Below are 17,822 nucleotides of genomic sequence, written 5' to 3' on the forward strand. Positions count from 1 at the left end.
CGTTCATTTTCTTACACGCGGCGCGCTCTAACCTCTTTATTTTGAGCGAATTCTTGTCGTTTGATTGAACATAAAGCAGTGAGACGTTTTATTGAAACTGCTCACTGCTTTAACCAATTGTTTAGACGCGATCTTTACCCGAAAATCGGTATCCACTTTTCGGCGATACGCTCTAGTCAGCCGGTACACATTCTAGATATAAGACGTGCTTTCTGCGCGTCTTTTATTGATTTGGCGAAGTTTCCTCGTCCCACTGCATCTGAAAATCTTTTTTCAACTCTTCAACCATTCCGAAGAACCGGCGCATGGCATCTCCAGAAAGATCGAGTGCATCGTTTAGCCGGTCCTTGTCAAAAGAATCCAGCCAGCCTTTCTTTGCTTCAGATGGCACGGCACTCTCCTGAGCTTCAATTTCTGAGGTACTGCCAGACTTCTCAGTGTGATGGGCAAACTGGTCAACCTCTTTTCGGATCAAGGAAATACTCTCGCGCATACGGCTGTTTTCGTTTGAAAGACGTTCGATTTCAGTCTCGTATATGCGAGTCGCATCCACAGAGGGGTTACAGACAAGTTGTCCACTGCGCTCCCTGCATAAAGTAAGATCTCCGCTTTTCACGTCAAGCCGAGCAATCCCCTCCTCGGTTTTAATCAAGGAGTAACGAACTTGCTCATCAGATGCAGCCACCGTAGAAACACTTGTGAGCCATCCAAGTTGCAAGAGAACTAGTCCCAGAATTTTCAAAGATCTACAACCTAAAGGATAACAAGTCGCCATGGAAATATTTGGGCTCCAAAAACACAGTGAATATTTAATCTTCAGACCTGAAAACCTGCGCGGCCCGGATCTTTTTAAATTGGGGTAATGCCTTCACGGTCCACCTGCAGCGCTTCTTCAAGAAACTCCAAGCGATCTTGCCCCCAAAAAACTTCTCCTTTTAAAACATAGCACGGAGATCCGATAACACCCTGCTCCAAAGCGAGCTCGCCGTTCTGCCGGTAAATCTCTTTTATCCTATCAGATTTTGCTATACTCAAAATCTCTTCCGGCACTTCCCCGATAGTCTCAAGCACATCGCTCAAAACATCTTCCTGCGCAATATCCAACTCATTAACCCAGATACTTCTAAAGACATAGTACATGAACTCAGCCACAGAACCATGCTGCTCCTGCAACGCAACCGCACACAAATCTGCCAGCTCAGGGCTGGTTGGAAAATGTGCTGGTTGCAAGTTCAATGGAATACCGCGCTTTAAACGCCACCGCTGTAATTCCACAAAACGATAATCCTGCCGTTTCTTGTGTCGCTCATTTAGGGGTAGCCCACCGGAATTCTTAAAAACTCCCCCCAAATTTAATGGTCGAAAATGAACCGGAGCATTGTATTTGGCGGCTATTGTCAAGAATTCACAGTGCCCAAGGTAGGCCCAAGGTGATATTGCGCTGAAATAGTAGTCTATTTTCGTTCTCATCTCTTCCCCATTTTGACACCCAACGCAGTGATGTCATACCCCTATAGTTATCATCTACGAGTTTTGTTGGGGCAGCCGTATAGAACCAGCATGCCCCCTCAGGCACTTTCCCCCTCAGCACCTATCTATTATAACTCCTAGAACTAAAGTTAGATGTGACTCTTTTGTTTTTTTATTTTGAAGTGGCATACTTCTGCCAAACCACATCTGTTTTCCAATAATATCAGTTCTCCATCCAAGGATATATTCAAAAAATAATTTGAATGCTGACTTAACTCGGCTCATTGATTATGGAGATGACTTTCCACTCATTATCAAACAGCATAAGGACGTAATGGCATGTAAAGTCAAAGACAGTCTCACCGTCTTCGTCTTCCTGTTGCCAATCCAGAGTCACATATGCCGTTGATCCAGAAACATGGCTGGACACAAACTCGTAAACAGATTGAACAACCCCGTTTTCTCTATGTGCCTCTAGCAGAGCTTCAAGGTTCTCAATAAGTTCGTCACGATCTGCAAAGACATGACCATCGCCCAGCTGCCACACCACAATCGGGTATGTGAAGCAGGAGAGAATACCGTTTACGTCATAGTCATCATACCCGTCGGCATATCGATCGAAGAGTTCAGCTAATGCCAACTCAACATCGTTTTCATCTGTCATTTTTTTTGCCTTTTTTGGTGGCCCACGGCTCCCATCCACCGTTGACACAAATCTATCAATTACTTTTTATAATAGAAACAGAAAAAACGCCTCCCTGTCACCATAAGAGTTTCATTGAGCTCATTTTATTCCCGTAATTGGGGAGTGCCTTGAATACTTTATGACTTCTAGCACGAAGAACCTAGAGCTTTCACGCAATACTGGGTCTATTGAGGACCACTGCGCTGACCCCATGCCTAGCGCAGAATGTGTAACATTCTCTAATTTCTACGGAAAATAACACCGGCCAGCCACCCTGTTGAAAGGGCAAGAAGCACAGCAATTATCCCATAAACCGCAGAGTGTTTTTGAGCCAAAGAATACGTGTACTGTTCAAAACCTGTTTTCTTTACCACCAGCTTCTTTCGTTGTGAGGCAAGAAGGACCTCTCCCGAATAAAGATAGGTAGTAATCGAAAAGGTTCCTGTTGAAATATTGGCGGGCAATGGAATTGTTGTTGCAAACAAAGAGGGACTCAAAAACTCAATTGCATCCGACCTCTCAGAGTACAGCCCGTCTTCTACCCGTTTTCTGATAAATGCATCTTCAAAGGCGATACGGTCCTCAGAGCTTGCAAAATGGAGCCCTGGCGGGCTTACCGGCAAATGGGAAAGCCCTGTTCGAAGCTGCCTTAAGGTAATCTCCCAGGAAACCTCTTCCAAAGGGGCAGATGAGTGTACAGCATAAAAACTCGGAACATTGGGATAGACCCTAGAGTTGGAGTTAATCCAGACCCCCAAGATTCTCTCTTTGCGCCAAGTGGTTACCCGCTCCGGTGGGCCTTCTACCACCACAACAAGGTCATATCCCCCAGCACGTGAAACCGCAGTCGCGTCCCGGTTGATCTCCCCGAAAACCAGAATTTTGGTTCCAGTGAAGTTCGAAGTGATGCTCACTTCATTGGAAGAAAGAGCCGATATAAGCTCTTCTGCCAGACTTGAATTTCCCAGACCTGCTGCACAAAAAAGCCAGATGATAACTCCGAGGAACTGGTTAGCGTATCGGATCATGAATTATCGACCTCCGACACCACCACTGAATACGGATCTGCCGGCTCCACAATAATGTTGTAGGCAAAACGCACCCCGACAGATAAAACCAGAACCGCCAATAGCAGGCGAAGGTGTTCGCCGCGCATTCCTTGCCCGACCTGCGCCCCAAATTGCGCGCCAATAACACCACCAACCATCAAGGTTAATGCCAGAACAATATCAACCGTTTGTGTGCTGATCGAATGCAAAATTGTTGCTGCGGACATCGTGACAAGAATTTGCAGCAAAGAGGTGCCGATCACAACACTTGTTGGTACTCTGAGCAGATAGATAAGTGCGGGCACCATCATAAATCCGCCGCCGATACCAAGCACAGAACCAAGGAATCCAATGGAGCCGCCGATAACGAAGATCGGAATGACACTTACATAGAGCTTAGAGCGCCGAAAGCGCATCTTAAACGGAAGGCCGTGTATCCAGTTATGATGCCCCGGACGCCTTCGGCCCTGCACCTGACCACTGTTGCGGCGCGTCACAGCGCGCACGGATTCGACCAGCATCAAGCTGCCGATGGTGCCCAAAAAGGTGACATAGGAAAGCGATATCACCAGATCCAGTTGGCCAAGCTGTTTGAGGACACCAAAAAGCCAGACGCCAAGTACTGAGCCGATAATCCCCGAGCACAACAAAACAAAGGCCAGTTTGAAATCAATGGCATTTTGTCGCCAGTAGACCAGAACTCCTGAGGAAGAGGAGGCAACAATCTGCGTTGTGACGGTTGCAACGGATACTGCGGGCGGTATTCCGGTAAAAATCAAAAGAGGGGTTAGAAGAAACCCTCCCCCAATTCCGAAAAGGCCTGATAGAAAACCCACTGCTCCACCCATGCCAAATATCATGAACATGTTGATCGGTATTTCGGCAATAGGTAAGTAAATCTGCAATACAACACCAAACGATTAAGGCTTAATCGTAAGCCATTTATTCTTCCATGAACCGCAATTGACTGGGCAGCGCCAATCCTAATCTATCATGAGCTTCTTAACACTTTTGGTTAGATGGTATCTCCCGCCAATTGGAGCATAAGCTCTTTATCCACTGTTCCAGTAACCAGCAAACCCGTTTTTTGCTGATACAGGGAAATTGCAGCAGCTGTTTTGGGGCCTATAAACCCGTCCATGCCGCCCGTATCATACCCAAGCAGAGTCAGATACTTTTGAGCCTGAAGAACAGTCTGAGACATACCATCTGCCACGGAACCTATGGACGTCTCTTTCCACTCCTCCGGCACTGCAACTTCATTCACCATAGGGTTGATGAAATCTACCTTGAAATCTTCAACCTTCTTCTTGGCTGCCAACAAATCTACAGGTGAAAGCTCGGTGGCTATCTCATCCCGCTTGGCAATGGCATCCCGATCCCCTTTGGTGGCTACCAAAGCAAACCACTGATAGCTTGTGATCAGGTCCTTCTTTGTTCCCAGTCCCTTGGCGGTGAGTACGCCCAAATTAAACTGGCTGTCAGCCACTCCAAATTGTGCCGCATTGGAAAACCAGCGATAGGCCTGCGGATAGTCCGGCTCTCCCGCTACACCTTCGGCATAAAGTACAGCCAGATTGTGCATGGCCGTTACATTGCCTTGAGAGGCAGCTGTTTCATACCATGTGCGTGCCAGCTCCCTGTCCTTTTCAACGCCATACCCTTTTGCATAGAGCGTTCCCAGGCGAAATTGTGCAGGAACCACACCCTGTACAGCGGCTTTGCGATACCACTCGAGAGCCCTTTTTTGCCCATTCAGCCCCCCATAGTCTTCATCATAGTAGAGACCTACGAGGTATTGGGCAGCGCCATCACCACTCAAAGCGGCTTGCCTCAAAGCATCCGTTCCTTGAAAGGCCATTAGAGGGTCATCACTCCCTTGACGACCTCCCAAGTTACCCCCTGTATCCTCTTGGGCTATGCCTGAAAGGAAGAGATCCATATTCGCAGACTTCACAAAGGATTGGGGAGCCTCCTCACGGGGAAACCCAAGAAGCAACTGTTCAGTGTCCTCAAGCTTCTGAACGCTCACGGGCTGCGCGCTGTCCGGCATATCCATTGATATCTTTGGGATATCCAATGTCTCTCTGGCACCAGAACTCTCTGGAACTTGTACAGTATCGTTATCGCTTCCCCCGATTTCTACGGGATAAGCTGGGAGAGTATCAGCACGAGAGAGTTCAACGGATCCAGTAGTTTCCTTTATTGAGGTCGCCTCATTTTCAAAGGGCAAGGGGGCATCCCCAAGGGTCTCTTCAATAGCTACAGATGAGGAAGCGTTTTGTGTTTCTCTCTCACCCTCAATTATGTTCGACCAGTTCACAAGCTGTAGGCCGGCAATCGCCATAACGATTGCTGCGGCGGATAGCATAATAGTCCGCTTGCGCTTACGACCGAAAGCAAGAGTTCCGCTCTCTTCAACTTCAGTTTTTTGCGTGTCTATCTGACTCACATAATCGGAAAGACCTGTGACGTCAGCGCCCTTACCTTGCATGTCTTCAACCGGAGAAACAGGCCTTTCATTTATCTCCTCATCTCGAATACTCTTGAGGTGTTCTTGCAGGCTTTTGGGCGGGGTTTCCTTTTTCTCCTCAACTCCAATGGGCTTACGAGCTAGACTTTTGAGGCTCCACTTATTCTTCCTGTCGGCCTTTGCCTGCTCTTCAACTTCTCTTTTTGCTTCTTGCGAAGCAGCCTGAGCCGCTCTTCTTGCCGCAGCAATAAAATCAGCTTTTCGCTCTTGCCTGTCCTGCTCGCTGTTTGAACTCGTCTCCTCTTGAGCTCCCATGGTTTCCTTAGCAGGAGCCTGCTTCAAGGAAACCGGGACACCCAGAGTGTCTTTTGCCCGTATAGCCGATTCGTGTTCCTTGGAAAGAGCCGTCTGTTCCCGCTTTGGCTGGCGTTCCCCAAGCATTTGCAGGTGGTTTGCAATATTGCCAAGAACCTTTTGCAGGCTGGCAAAGCCTTCCTGCGAATAACGCTCACTTTGCCCGGAGCTTTCAACAAGGGCAGTCAGGTCTGCCTTCAAAGCGCTGATTGATTGCTCAACGCCTTTGAAGCCCTCACCTTGCTCATGTTGTGCTTGTATTCCAACAGCTTCAGCAACACCTTGCGCCTTTTCCTGCAAATGTGCCTGCACTTGCTGAAGCTGTTCTCCAATCCCCTCAACGGCGCAGTGAAGATCCTCTCCAGACAGCATATGGCGTTGAGTTTGATCGACCTTGCGGGCAAGAACACTCATTTGCTGCCCGATGAGATCCAAAAGACGATCATCATCACTCTTCTGGGCCTGATTTAAAGAAATACCCAGTTCCGCAAGCTGCTGTTTGAAGTCTTCGGAGGACGTTAACCCGCCGACCTGCTGCTTAAGATCTGACAATTCCTGACGCAGTTCATTGACATCTCGTCCGAAAGCTCCTTGATCCGCGCTGCACTCAATTTTATCTGACAGATCGAAAATTTTCTTTTCCAAACGCAGCAAAGCACTTTGGTCACCTTTATCACGCGCTTGTTCGTGTAAAGGTGCCAACGCCTGAGTTTGCAAACTGTCAATTTTCGAGGAAAGGCCATCAAGCCGCTGTTCGATAATGCCAAAGCTGTCTTCAAAACCGGTTTCAAATCCTCCGCTCTTGGTTAAAGAGCCAAGCTGCTTGCCAAGCTGCTGCAAGCGCTCCTCAACCCGGTCCAGCTGCTTGCTCTTTTTAAACCCTTTGCGTTCATTTAGAAGCAGGCCGGAAATGGTCTCCAACTGGCTATTCAAGCGGTCCATTACAGCCGTTTCGGGGAGCCTGTCCTCCATATTACACAGCCTGACCTGAATGTCTTTTTGGATGGAAGTAAAATGCTCCAATTCATCCATACGGGCCATCATAAACCGGATTTGTTCATCAACCTCCCGAAGGATATTTCCAGTTTCCAACCCTGAAACTGCTTCTTGAAGTTTCTTGAGGTCATCACGCACCGAGCGCAGGCTATCTGCCTCCATATCCGCCGCCATTGCATCCAGATGGCCGCTAATAGCACTCAAGCGCCCTTCCATGGCATCCAACTGGCTTACTCTGGGGAGCTGCCCAAGGTGGCGCTCGATGTCTTCAAGCCGTGCAGCTAGCGAGCTATAAATTTCCGGATCGGCTCCTTTTCGCGATAGCTCCCCCAGCCTCGCAGCAATATCAGAGTACTTCTGATCCAGCATAACAAGTTCACGTTCAACAGAATGATTGCTCAACGTCTCGTTGATTTGCTCGATTTCGGCCCGCAGCTCTTTTACGAGAACATCCTTGTCCCGGTTTTCGCTTTCAAAACGGCTTAGAATTTCGGCAAGATATCCCTTTTGACTTTTATGGCGTTGCTCGGCCTCATAGCGAAGGCTGGATAACTCTCCCTCCACCCCTTCTTTCAGTTCAAAATGGCGGGTGCTTGCCATGTGCGTCAGCTGGCCTATTTGCTCCGATAAACTCTCAAAGGTCCGCTGATTGGCTCGCCCGTGCTCCTCATGGAGCTCCTGTGCGTTATCCCTTGTACGTTCTTCACGCGAAGCAATTTGCTCAAGTCTGGCATCAAGTTCGTTAAGAGCCTGAAGGGCCGAGTTTATCCGCTGATCTTTCTGATTTCTAACGTTATACTCCTCCGGCCTTTCTAAGGTGTCGAACTTCTGAGGGTGTTCGCGGTGAAATGACCATTCATCGCTTGCACTTCCCCCTCCAGTAAATGAAGATTGCCTATAAGTTGGCGCTGCGCCTTGATCATTAAGCTGCCTTTTGGTGCGCAAGCCGTCATTATTCATCTTTGCCGGCTTGTTTTCCGAGCGGGGCATCAAGCGCGAAAGAGCGTCCGCTACATCCTGTAGCTCATCATGATGGGTCCGCCCCTCTTGGACAGGGCGTGAGTAAGGATCTGCGGGCTCTCGAGGATACTCTTGCCGCATATGTCCGGGGCCCTCATAGCGGCCCGCAGCTGGTGGTGTATTCCTATTCATTGGTCTGGAGGCATGATTTTGCGATTTCCGCAGTGCCTCTACAATCTCATCGGCAGAAATACCACTCTCTAAAGCAGCTTCCAGAACCCGATCTTGTTCCAACTTCGTCAAACTTGAGGTATTCCAGGACATATTAGGTTCACTCCCCACAGTCCTGATCGATAGCTTTTCTTTAAAAATACATCGTACTTACACAAATTAACTACGAATCATTCAAGCAAATCGATCTCAGTTATTAAGAATTTCACTTATTTAATTTTGCCTGTTAGAGTAAATAAGCTATTAACGAGCAAAGTGACGTATCGTCATCAACATGTTCCAATAGAGAACGTTTGCTATCTGGGGAAAGAACCGAGCTTCCCCAAGGAAATGTAGCCGTACAAACCCCAAGAGGATAAAGTGCTAGGCATTCGCTTTTATAGATCACGCTGCCCATGAAAGTGATTTTTGGCGTATTTACTTTGCGAGAATATATGGCGTGCAGGCACCTAACGTTGCTGCATGCCAGACGACTGGACATGACTACTGGATTCTAACTGATACAAATTGACTCAACCTGTCAAAATCCAGACAAAAGGTCCCAAGAAAAACAGGAAGGATTGCTTCATGAGTGAAGCTCTGCAGATCAACAACTCAAGCGCCATTGAGGACGTTGTAGGTACCCAAAATGACGGGACCAGAAAAATGCAGTTCACCATTGGTGATTTGTCAAAAGAATTTGATGTAACTTTAAGAACCCTTCGTTTCTATGAGGATAAAGGCCTGCTCAACCCCAAGCGGGAGGGAATGTCTCGCATTTACAATCGTAGAGACCGCGCCCGTTTGAAGTTGGTTCTTATGGGAAAGCGTGTAGGATTTTCCCTGACCGAGATCAGAGATATGCTGGACCTTTATGACTTGCGGGACGGTCAGGTCCTTCAGCTCAAAGTGGCCCTTGAGCGTTTTGAAGAACAAATTCAGGCGCTTGAAGAACAGCGTAAACATATTGATCAGGCAACGGAAGAGCTGGAGAGAACGGTGTCAATTGTAGCCGGACTTATCAAAGCCCGTGAGCAGGAAGAAAAAACAAGACAAGTGTCCTGATTGCTGTAGCGCCTTGCCTTTTAAAACTGCCTTCAGCTCATAGATCTCTGCTTATTTGAAGAGTGTCCCTGTCGATCAGATAGTGGAAAGAATTATGTTTAGAGCGTGCCTCGTTGAACCAAGTTCACAGTCACGTTCTAATTCATTTTTATACTTAATCTTTACCCAGACAACGGAACCCACTTTTAAAAGCTACACTTTAAATTGAGGAGAAAGAGCTAATGTCAAAAATCGCCATTACAGGTACGAGCCGTGGCTTGGGATTGGAAATGGTGAGGCAAGCGTCTGCCCGCGGTGATAAGGTACTGGCCTGTTTCCGCTCCCCTAAGAATGCGGAGCTTTTTTTCAATATGGACGGGGTAACTCCCACATTGTTGGATGTAACAGACCCCAAAGCCTGCGAAGACGTTGCCCGAATTTTCGGCCCTTTGGATTTACTTATATGTAACGCAGGTCAATATATCGGATATGGAAAACTTGAGGACCCCGCCTACACGCCGGAGGCTTGGGCACAGGTGCTAGCAACAAATGTTTCAGGTGTTTTTTTCACGGCCCGCGCCTTTATCCCTTACCTGCAACCAAAGCACGGGAAAATTGCCATCATTTCCTCTCGGCTGGGCTCCAACACAGAATCCTCTTCTGGAGGTAGCTATATTTACCGCGCCTCAAAAGCAGCAGTAACCAACCTTGCCACCAACTTAAGCCTTGATTTGGCAGACAAAGGTATTGCTGTTGGCGCCTACCACCCTGGATGGGTAAAAACCGATATGGGTGGCGCAGAGGCTGATATTGACTCCACCGAAAGTGTTGCGGGTTTACTGGCCAGATTTGACTGTTTATCCATGGAAAATACTGGCCGTTTTGAAGATTACTCTGGAATGAGACTAGCCTATTAGGAGACTTCCCGCACTCTCATTTTCATTTTCGAGTGATCATCGTGATTCAACACTTCAAAATTCAAAACGACTCTCTACTAGGTCGTAAAACGGCTAAATTTTCACGCCATACTATATTAAACTCAAACTAAGTTATCCCTATGGGGAAGAGTGAATTGATCCTTTGGGTGCAGTTTCGTGTTTTTACGCAAAATTTCTGCTTTGCTCTGTTTGTCAATGCTTGTTGCCCCTTATATTGGCAATTATAAGAACCCACAGGAATACTCTTACGTAAGCGTAAGTGAGAGATCATAAAACGGGTTTGTTTGGAGAGGGAAGAGAAATGCCAATTTATAATGCTCCCGTCGAAGATACACTGTTTCTGTTGAACGATGTGTTAGACATAAAACAATACGAAAATCTTCCACGGTTTTCCGAGGCCACACCGGACCTTGTTGAAGCAATCTTGAAGGAAGGCGCAAAGTTCGTTGAAGAGCGCGTTCAGCCTTTGAACCAGATTGGTGATACAGAAGGTTGTACACGTAACGAAGACGGTACTGTAACGACTCCGACCGGCTTTAAAGAAGCCTATGATGCATTTAACGAAGCTGGCTGGGGAACACTCTCCCTACCTACTAAGTACGGTGGTCAGGACCTCCCAAGAACTCTGACTTCGATTTTCAATGAATACATGAACTCGGCAAACATTGCCTTTGCCATGTATCCTGGCCTGACTCTCGGCGCTATCGCAGCTCTTCTTCAGCATGCAAGCGACGAAATCAAGGACACATACCTGCCTAAAATGACATCTGGTGAATGGTCCGGTACCATGAACCTGACAGAACCACACTGTGGTACTGATCTAGGCATGCTGCGCACGAAAGCTGCTCCTCAGGCTGACGGCTCCTACAAAATCTCCGGCACAAAGATCTTTATCTCTGCTGGCGATCAGGATATGACAGACAACATCATTCACCTTGTACTGGCCCGCATCGAAGGTGCTCCAGAAGGTACAAAGGGTATCTCCCTGTTTGTTGTTCCAAAATACAAGCTGGACGCTGACGGCAACCCAGGTGAGTACAACAACGTTTCCTGTGGTTCCCTTGAAGAAAAAATGGGTATCCATGGTAACGCCACTTGCGTAATGAACTACGACAGTTCCGAAGGTTATCTGGTTGGTGAAGCCAACAAAGGTCTTCGCGCAATGTTCGTTATGATGAACGAAGCCCGTTTGGGTGTTGCTGTTCAGGGCCTTGGTGTATCTGAAGCCGCTTACCAGAACGCTGTTGCTTATGCGAAAGATCGTATTCAAGGCCGTTCTCTCACAGGTCCTAAGAATCCTGATAAAGCAGCTGACCCAATCATCGTGCATCCCGATGTTCGCCGCACCCTGATGACCATCCGCTCCTTCAACGAAGCAGCCCGTGCCCTGTACATGTGGGTTTCCCTCAAAGGTGAAGTCGCACATTCAACAGATGACGAAGCTGTTGCTGAAGCCAACGAAGATCTCATGGGTATCATGACACCTGTGATGAAAGGTGTCTTCACAGACATCGGCTTTAATAACGCTGTAATGGCTCAGCAGATGTACGGTGGTCACGGCTTCATAAAAGAATGGGGCATGGAGCAGTTCGTACGCGATGCCCGTATCACTATGATTTATGAAGGCGCTAACGGCGTTCAGGCTCTTGATCTTGTAGGACGTAAGCTTGGTGCAAAAGGCGGCCGTGCTATTCAGGCACTCTTCAAAGAAATCACTGGTTTCTTGAAGGCGCAGAGCGATAATGAAGAGATGCAAGCCTACACAAAGCCGCTCAAGAAAGGTCTCGACGATCTTCAGGCAGCGACTATGTGGCTGATGCAGAACGGCATGAAGAACCCTGACAATGCCGGTGCTGGCTCTACAGACTACATGCATCTGATGGGTCTGGTTTCCCTTGGTTACATGTGGAACAAGATTGCACTTGTTGCAAACACCAAGTTGGAAGCTGGCGCAGGCGAAAAAGAAGAGTTCCTGAAGACAAAACTTACCCTTGGTAAGTTCTTCATGGAACGCTTGATGCCTGAGACTTCTGCTCATCTGGCCCGCCTGTCTACAGGTGCGGAAACAGTCATGTCTTTGGATGCAGACCTGTTCTAATTCTTAAAAAATCTGGTTGAGAGGGCCTCCCTCTCAACCACTCCACTGCGAACAGCAGATATCTCAAGTCGAGTGGATGAAACCACGTCGATATATCCCTTCTTCTTTCATTTATTTCCTTTCATGCAAAACACTTGTGTTGACTGTCCTTACGTCACGACTTGCAGATTACTAAAATCCCGTTTTATTATATTGAACAACAATTTAAGGCTTATAGAATGATCTAGGGAATCTCTCGCTAGTCAATCATCGAGGCTTCAGGTTCGGGGAGGAACAAGTTGGCCGATGCATACATATTCGACCATGTGCGAACACCGCGGGGCGTAGGTGATGCAGGAGGAGCATTGCACGAAATTTCCAGCGTCCGCTTGGCAGCTCATATTTTAAAGGGCTTGAAGGAACGCAGTAATCTAACAACGGCACTTGTTGACGATATTATTCTGGGCTGTGCCGAAGCTGTGAAGGAAGCTGGAAGCAATATCGCAAAATCCGCAGCCTTTTTGGCAGAGTATGACACCAGCGTTTCCGGCGTTCAGATTAACCGCTTTTGTGCCTCTGGGCTGGAAGCCGTTAATATGGCTGCTGCCTATGTGATGTCGAACCAGCAAAAACTCATCGTGGCTGGCGGCGTCGAAAGCATAAGCAGAGTAGGCACCATGTCTTCAGGCGGAGCATGGTCCGTAGACCCCTGCATTGCCCTGCGTGCCTATTATATGCCTTTGGGAATATCCGCAGACTTAATTGCTACAAAATATGGTTTTTCCCGGAATGATGTGGATGCATATGCACGTGAAAGCCGACGACGCGCTGCCACTGCATGGTCTGAAAGACGGTTTAAAAAATCAGTTCTTCCTGTCACAGATATAAATGGTTTCACCTTACTGGAGCAAGACGAGCACGTATTATCTGAGACAGGCTCGGAAGAGCTCTCCACTGTGCCCCCTGCCTTTAAAAGGGAAGGCAAGGAACAGGGGTATGATGGAGTAGCCATACAAGCGCACCCTGAGATTGAATATATCAATCACGTGCACCACGAAAGAAATTCTGCAAGTTTTTCAGATGGAGCCGCTGCCGTTCTGATTGGCTCGCGCATGGCAGGAAGAGCCACAGGCCTTTCCCCTCGTGCCAGAATTCGCAGTTTCACCTCAACGGGATCAGACCCCGCACTCATGTTAGCCGGGTCCATCGATGCTACAGAAAAACTCCTTCAAAACAGCCGGATGCAACTGTCAGACATTGACCTGTTCGAAGTCAATGAGATTTTTGCCGCAGTGCCACTACGATATCAGCAAGCCTTCGAGATCGACCCTGAGAGGGTAAATGTAAACGGCGGAGCCATTGCCATGGGGCATCCAATGGGCGCAACTGGAGCAATGCTGATCGGAGCTGCGCTTGATGAACTGGAACGACGGGATTTGAACACAGCACTTGTTACTTTAGGTGCAGGCGCTGGCATGGCAACAGCGACGGTTATTGAGCGGGTATGAGGGATAACTCTATGAAACTGGATCACTTTTCCCTCTCAATTGATCAAGACGGCATTGCACTGCTCACATGGGATATGCGCAACAAGCCTGTTAATGTCTTTACATTGGACCTCTTGGATGAGCTGGACCGGCTGATTGACTACATCGCTCAGAATGAGCGAATTAACGGCACGATCTTGTTTTCTGGCAAGAAAAGCTTTTCTGCAGGTGCTGACCTCAAAACTCTGGAAGACTTATTGAAGTGTTACAGAGCCCGCCGTGAAACCGACACCCAAGGTGCCGCGCTGGCATTTTTGGAGGAAACGGGACGCCTGTCACAGGTCTTTCGCAAACTTGAAACCTGTCCCAAGCCTTTTATTGCAGCCATAAACGGCTCCTGCATGGGAAGTGGGCTGGAACTGGCGCTTGCCTGCCATAGCCGAATTGCCGCCGATACACTGTCAACCACGTTTTGCCTTCCAGAAGTACAACTGGGCATCATGCCCTGTGGCGGTGGAATTCAGCGAATACTGCGTCTGGTTACCGACCTTGATGCGGCGATGGGGTTTGCCCTAACCGGTAAACAGCTGACAGGAAAAGACGCCAAATCTCTTGGTTTGATAGACGAGACTGCGCCCGCCAAACGACTGATTGAAGCTGCCAAAAGGCGTCTTGGCGCTGGTATTGACCCGGTAAAGCCTTGGGATAAAACCGACTTCAAGTTCCCATCCGGGGACTTTTACAGTCCGGAAGGCATGCAGTTCTGGGCCTCGCTCATTGCGCGCTATCGCGCCCTTAGCTATGATAATTATCCCAATATCAGAGCACTACTGAATGCTGCTACTGAGGGGCTGCACCTTTCTTTTGACCAAGCGTTAAAGGTTGAGCAAAGATTTGCAACCAGACTTTTAGTCAGCTCTGAGGCTTCAAATATGGTGCGGACTTTATTCTTCTCCCGTCATCAGCTGGACAGCGGAGTGCGCCGCCCGGCAAGTCAGCGTCCCAACCACATCAAGAAAGTCGGCATCCTTGGAGCTGGCTATATGGGCGCGGGCATTGCTTATGTGACAGCGCAAGCTGGTATTCGGGTTCATATGCTGGACTTAACCCAAGAGCTTGCCGATAAAGGATTTGAACATTGTACCGCTCTTGCCCAAAAGGCACAGGAACAGGGCATTTCAAATGAGAAGGTGAATTCAAAACTCCTCTCCTTCATTCAGGTGGGAACAGATTATTCTGTTTTGAACGACTGTGATCTGGTTATCGAAGCTGTGGTGGAAGATCGTACAGCGAAGAAGCAGGTGACCGAAAAGGCCGCTCAATTCATGAAACCACGGGCCACATTCGCCTCTGACACCTCGACTTTACCCATTACATCTTTGGCGCAGTATTTTCCGCGACCTCGAAGTTTCATCGGCCTGCACTTTTTCACTCCGCCAGAAAAAATGCAGTTGGTGGAAGTGGTTAAAACCAAGCAAACAAGCGCAAAAACCCTTTCTGTGGCCATGGACTTTATCAAGGCCCTGTCCAAAACCCCTATTGTTGTTGAGGATGGGCGCGGCTTTTACACCTCCCGTATAGTTATGACCTATGCTGCAGAAGGTGCTCACATGCTTCGGGATGGCGTTCCTCCGGCGATGATTGAAAATGCAGGCCTTATGGCTGGCATGCCCATCGGACCCATGGGGCTTGCAGATGATGTGGCACTCGATCACGCCTATAACATTGTGAAAGCCGCAAGGCAGGACATGGGCAAGCGTTTCAAGTCCCCTATCCCCGAAGAGCTGCTGGAAGAACTGGTTGTCAAACGACAACGCTTTGGCCGCAAGAACCAGCGGGGCTTTTATGACTATGAGGGCGAAAATCGGTTCCTTTGGCAAGGGATTACCGAAATTACGGGAGCATCCAAGCCTGCAGCCGAATTCGAAATCGAAGAGTTGAAAGATCGCCTTCTTGTTATTCAAGCGCTGGAAGCTGCCAGAATTTTTGAAGAAAAGCGCATTACCGATGTTCGGGAAGCTGATATCGGCTCCATCTTCGGGTTTGGCTTTCCCCCGTACACAGGCGGCGCCCTGTCCTATATCGATGACATGGGAGCAGATGTGTTTGTGGTAAAATGCAAAGGGCTGCAAAAGCGATGGGGAGAGCGGTTCCGGCCTACAAAGCTGCTAAGGGACCTTGCGCGCCATAACGAAGGATTTTACGGCAGGTTTCCGCCGCAGCCACAAGGCAACCATAATCACAAACCCGCGGCTACATGGGATAATCAGGTTGCAACTCTCTAATTATCCAGTTGTCTCCCAACATATTGGTGGGGTTCCCCACAGAAGTGCGGTGCTGGACTGACTTTTCCAAGAACAACCCTATATAGAGACTATTGCAATCAGAAAGGACTAGAAATGGAAGACAATAAACTCAATCGCTTTCTTGGCGGTTCACCAGGTGCTGTGGCCATTCGGCTGGTCTTCCTATCTTTTATTGTTGGTATAATCCTATCTGCTATAAACTTGAACCCATTAGATATTTTCCTGTATCTTCAGAATTTTGTCTTGCGTCTTTGGGATCTTGGTTTTGAAGCGATTGCGCGCCTTGGCGGCTATTTTGTATTGGGCGCCATTGTGGTGCTCCCGATTTGGTTGATTTCCCGCCTCTTTAAATCTGGATAACCTTAACTACGACTATCAGGACATCAGAACTGCCACATGGCCCAAACCTTCACTGTAACGCACCGCAGTTTCATGGCAATTGCGGTGCCCATGGCCCTTGCCTACATTTCCACCCCGCTGTTGGGGCTCGTGGACACCGCAGTCATAGGGCAGCTTGATGATCCATCCTTGATAGGTGGGCTGGTTCTTGGCTCTGTCATTTTTGATATTGTCTTTATGTCCTTCAACTTCTTGCGCTCGGGCACAACTGGGTTGACGGCTCAGGCTTTTGGGGCGGGCAATAAGAGTGAACTGGAGCTGGTTTTGATCCGCTCTCTCATTCTGGCGATAGTGGCGGCGTCTTTAATTGTTCTGCTTCAATACCCTGTCCTGTCAGTTGGACTGAATTTGCTTGGGGGCTCGGATCAAGTTCAAAGCGCTGCCGCCTCCTACTTCTCCATTCGGGTGCTGTTTTCCCCGTTGACCTTGTCTAACTTTGCTGTGCTGGGATGGTTTCTAGGACTTGGCATGGCAAAGACGGGCTTGCTACTGCAAACACTTCTCAATGGTACAAATATCGTACTGAGCGCTTTGTTTGTGCTTCATTTCGAATGGGGTATCCAAGGCGTTGCGTATGCAACAGCCCTCAGTGAACTGATTACGCTTTTAGTCAGTTTATATTTTCTCTACCAAAGACTTGGCGGGATTCCACGTCACCCTTTTGCCAGTATATTCAAGAGAGACGACTTTCTTGCCCTACTCGCTTTAAACCGCGATATCATGATTCGCTCCTTTACCCTGCTGGGAGCCTTTGCATTTTTCACGGCCCGCAGTGCTGATCAAGGTGACATTGTGCTGGCTGCCAACGCAATTCTTGAAAAGTTCTTTCTAATTGCAGGCTACTTTCTGGACGGCACCGCAACAGCGGCAGAGCAACTGGTTGGAAGAGCCATTGGTGCCCGCTACCGGCCCGCTTTCAAAAGATCCGTCAACCTTTCGCTTCTTTGGGGCAGTCTGATCGCATTGTTTTTAACCGTTATCTTCTTCCTTTTCGGCACTCATATTGTTGCCGTGATGTCCACCCACGAGGAAGTAAGATCAGCTGCAAGCCAATACCTTTGGTGGGCAGCACTAACTCCAATTGCCGGAACCCTTGCCTTTCAAATGGATGGGATTTTTATTGGAGCAACGTGGTCTCGGGATATGCGTAATATGATGCTTGTTTCACTAGCGCTATTCCTAGGGCTTTATTACGTATTCTTTCCAATCATGGGGAATGATGGACTTTGGTTTGCCCTTCTTGTCTTCCTTATGCTGCGCGGGCTTACCTTAACCTACCGGCTCAGACTACGCGAAAGGCAGTTCTTTACAGCTCAACACGCCTAAAGCCATCTTGGCAAACCGAAGACAGGAGAGGTATTCTCTCCTGTCTCA

At 48.4% G+C, this 17,822-nt stretch carries 13 protein-coding genes; 7 read left to right on the forward strand and 6 right to left on the reverse strand.

All coding sequences use genetic code 11. The features are described 5' to 3' along the window. Nucleotides 1-223: 223 nt before the first annotated feature. The 6 genes from P6574_RS14435 to P6574_RS14460 all read right to left on the reverse strand — a co-directional run bounded on the left by P6574_RS14435 (nt 224) and on the right by P6574_RS14460 (nt 8,311). Nucleotides 224-775, reverse strand: a complete 552-nt coding sequence (locus tag P6574_RS14435; protein ID WP_310620969.1) for a hypothetical protein — start codon at nt 773-775, stop codon at nt 224-226. 74 nt (nt 776-849) lie between these two features. Beyond that, complete coding sequence (locus P6574_RS14440) at nt 850-1,470, reverse strand: 2-hydroxychromene-2-carboxylate isomerase (RefSeq protein ID WP_310620970.1); 621 nt, start codon at nt 1,468-1,470, stop codon at nt 850-852. A 271-nt stretch (nt 1,471-1,741) separates the two neighbouring features. Further along, nucleotides 1,742-2,134 (reverse strand): YybH family protein, encoded by a 393-nt coding sequence (locus P6574_RS14445; protein WP_310620971.1) that lies wholly within the window; start codon nt 2,132-2,134, stop codon nt 1,742-1,744. A gap of 260 nt (nt 2,135-2,394) precedes the next feature. Then, the gene (locus P6574_RS14450; RefSeq protein ID WP_310620972.1) at nt 2,395-3,183 is read right to left on the reverse strand and encodes a TIGR02186 family protein; all 789 of its coding nucleotides are present in this window, start codon (nt 3,181-3,183) and stop codon (nt 2,395-2,397) included. After that, nucleotides 3,180-4,109 (reverse strand): sulfite exporter TauE/SafE family protein, encoded by a 930-nt coding sequence (locus tag P6574_RS14455; RefSeq protein ID WP_310620973.1) that lies wholly within the window; start codon nt 4,107-4,109, stop codon nt 3,180-3,182. The genes P6574_RS14450 and P6574_RS14455 overlap by 4 nt, the downstream gene beginning before the upstream one ends. A 110-nt stretch (nt 4,110-4,219) precedes the next feature. Further along, nucleotides 4,220-8,311 carry a peptidoglycan-binding protein gene (locus tag P6574_RS14460; RefSeq protein ID WP_310620974.1) on the reverse strand — a complete coding sequence of 1,364 codons (4,092 nt, stop codon included), beginning with the start codon at nt 8,309-8,311 and terminating at the stop codon, nt 4,220-4,222. A gap of 474 nt (nt 8,312-8,785) precedes the next feature. Between P6574_RS14460 and P6574_RS14465 the strand changes: the two genes are divergently transcribed. From P6574_RS14465 to P6574_RS14495, 7 genes are all read left to right on the forward strand, one after another. Continuing rightward, on the forward strand, nt 8,786-9,262 hold the full coding sequence (locus P6574_RS14465) for a MerR family transcriptional regulator (RefSeq protein WP_310620975.1): 477 nt from the start codon (nt 8,786-8,788) through the stop codon (nt 9,260-9,262). A 221-nt stretch (nt 9,263-9,483) separates the two neighbouring features. Continuing rightward, on the forward strand, nt 9,484-10,158 hold the full coding sequence (locus P6574_RS14470) for an SDR family oxidoreductase (protein ID WP_310620976.1): 675 nt from the start codon (nt 9,484-9,486) through the stop codon (nt 10,156-10,158). A 322-nt stretch (nt 10,159-10,480) separates the two neighbouring features. Continuing rightward, entirely contained in the window at nt 10,481-12,277 is a 1,797-nt protein-coding gene (locus P6574_RS14475) for an acyl-CoA dehydrogenase C-terminal domain-containing protein (RefSeq protein ID WP_310620977.1), read from the forward strand. Nucleotides 12,278-12,555: 278 nt separating this feature from the next. Continuing rightward, complete coding sequence (locus tag P6574_RS14480) at nt 12,556-13,764, forward strand: acetyl-CoA C-acetyltransferase (RefSeq protein ID WP_310620978.1); 1,209 nt, start codon at nt 12,556-12,558, stop codon at nt 13,762-13,764. An 11-nt stretch (nt 13,765-13,775) separates the two neighbouring features. Then, nucleotides 13,776-16,028 (forward strand): 3-hydroxyacyl-CoA dehydrogenase NAD-binding domain-containing protein, encoded by a 2,253-nt coding sequence (locus tag P6574_RS14485; protein ID WP_310620979.1) that lies wholly within the window; start codon nt 13,776-13,778, stop codon nt 16,026-16,028. 114 nt (nt 16,029-16,142) lie between these two features. Continuing rightward, nucleotides 16,143-16,409 carry a DUF6460 domain-containing protein gene (locus P6574_RS14490; RefSeq protein ID WP_310620980.1) on the forward strand — a complete coding sequence of 89 codons (267 nt, stop codon included), beginning with the start codon at nt 16,143-16,145 and terminating at the stop codon, nt 16,407-16,409. Nucleotides 16,410-16,445: 36 nt separating this feature from the next. After that, on the forward strand, nt 16,446-17,774 hold the full coding sequence (locus tag P6574_RS14495) for an MATE family efflux transporter (RefSeq protein WP_310620981.1): 1,329 nt from the start codon (nt 16,446-16,448) through the stop codon (nt 17,772-17,774). Nucleotides 17,775-17,822: the final 48 nt, after the last annotated feature.

It is taken from the genome of Pseudovibrio sp. M1P-2-3 (genome assembly GCF_031501865.1).
In the GTDB taxonomy this organism is placed as follows: domain Bacteria; phylum Pseudomonadota; class Alphaproteobacteria; order Rhizobiales; family Stappiaceae; genus Pseudovibrio; species Pseudovibrio corallicola.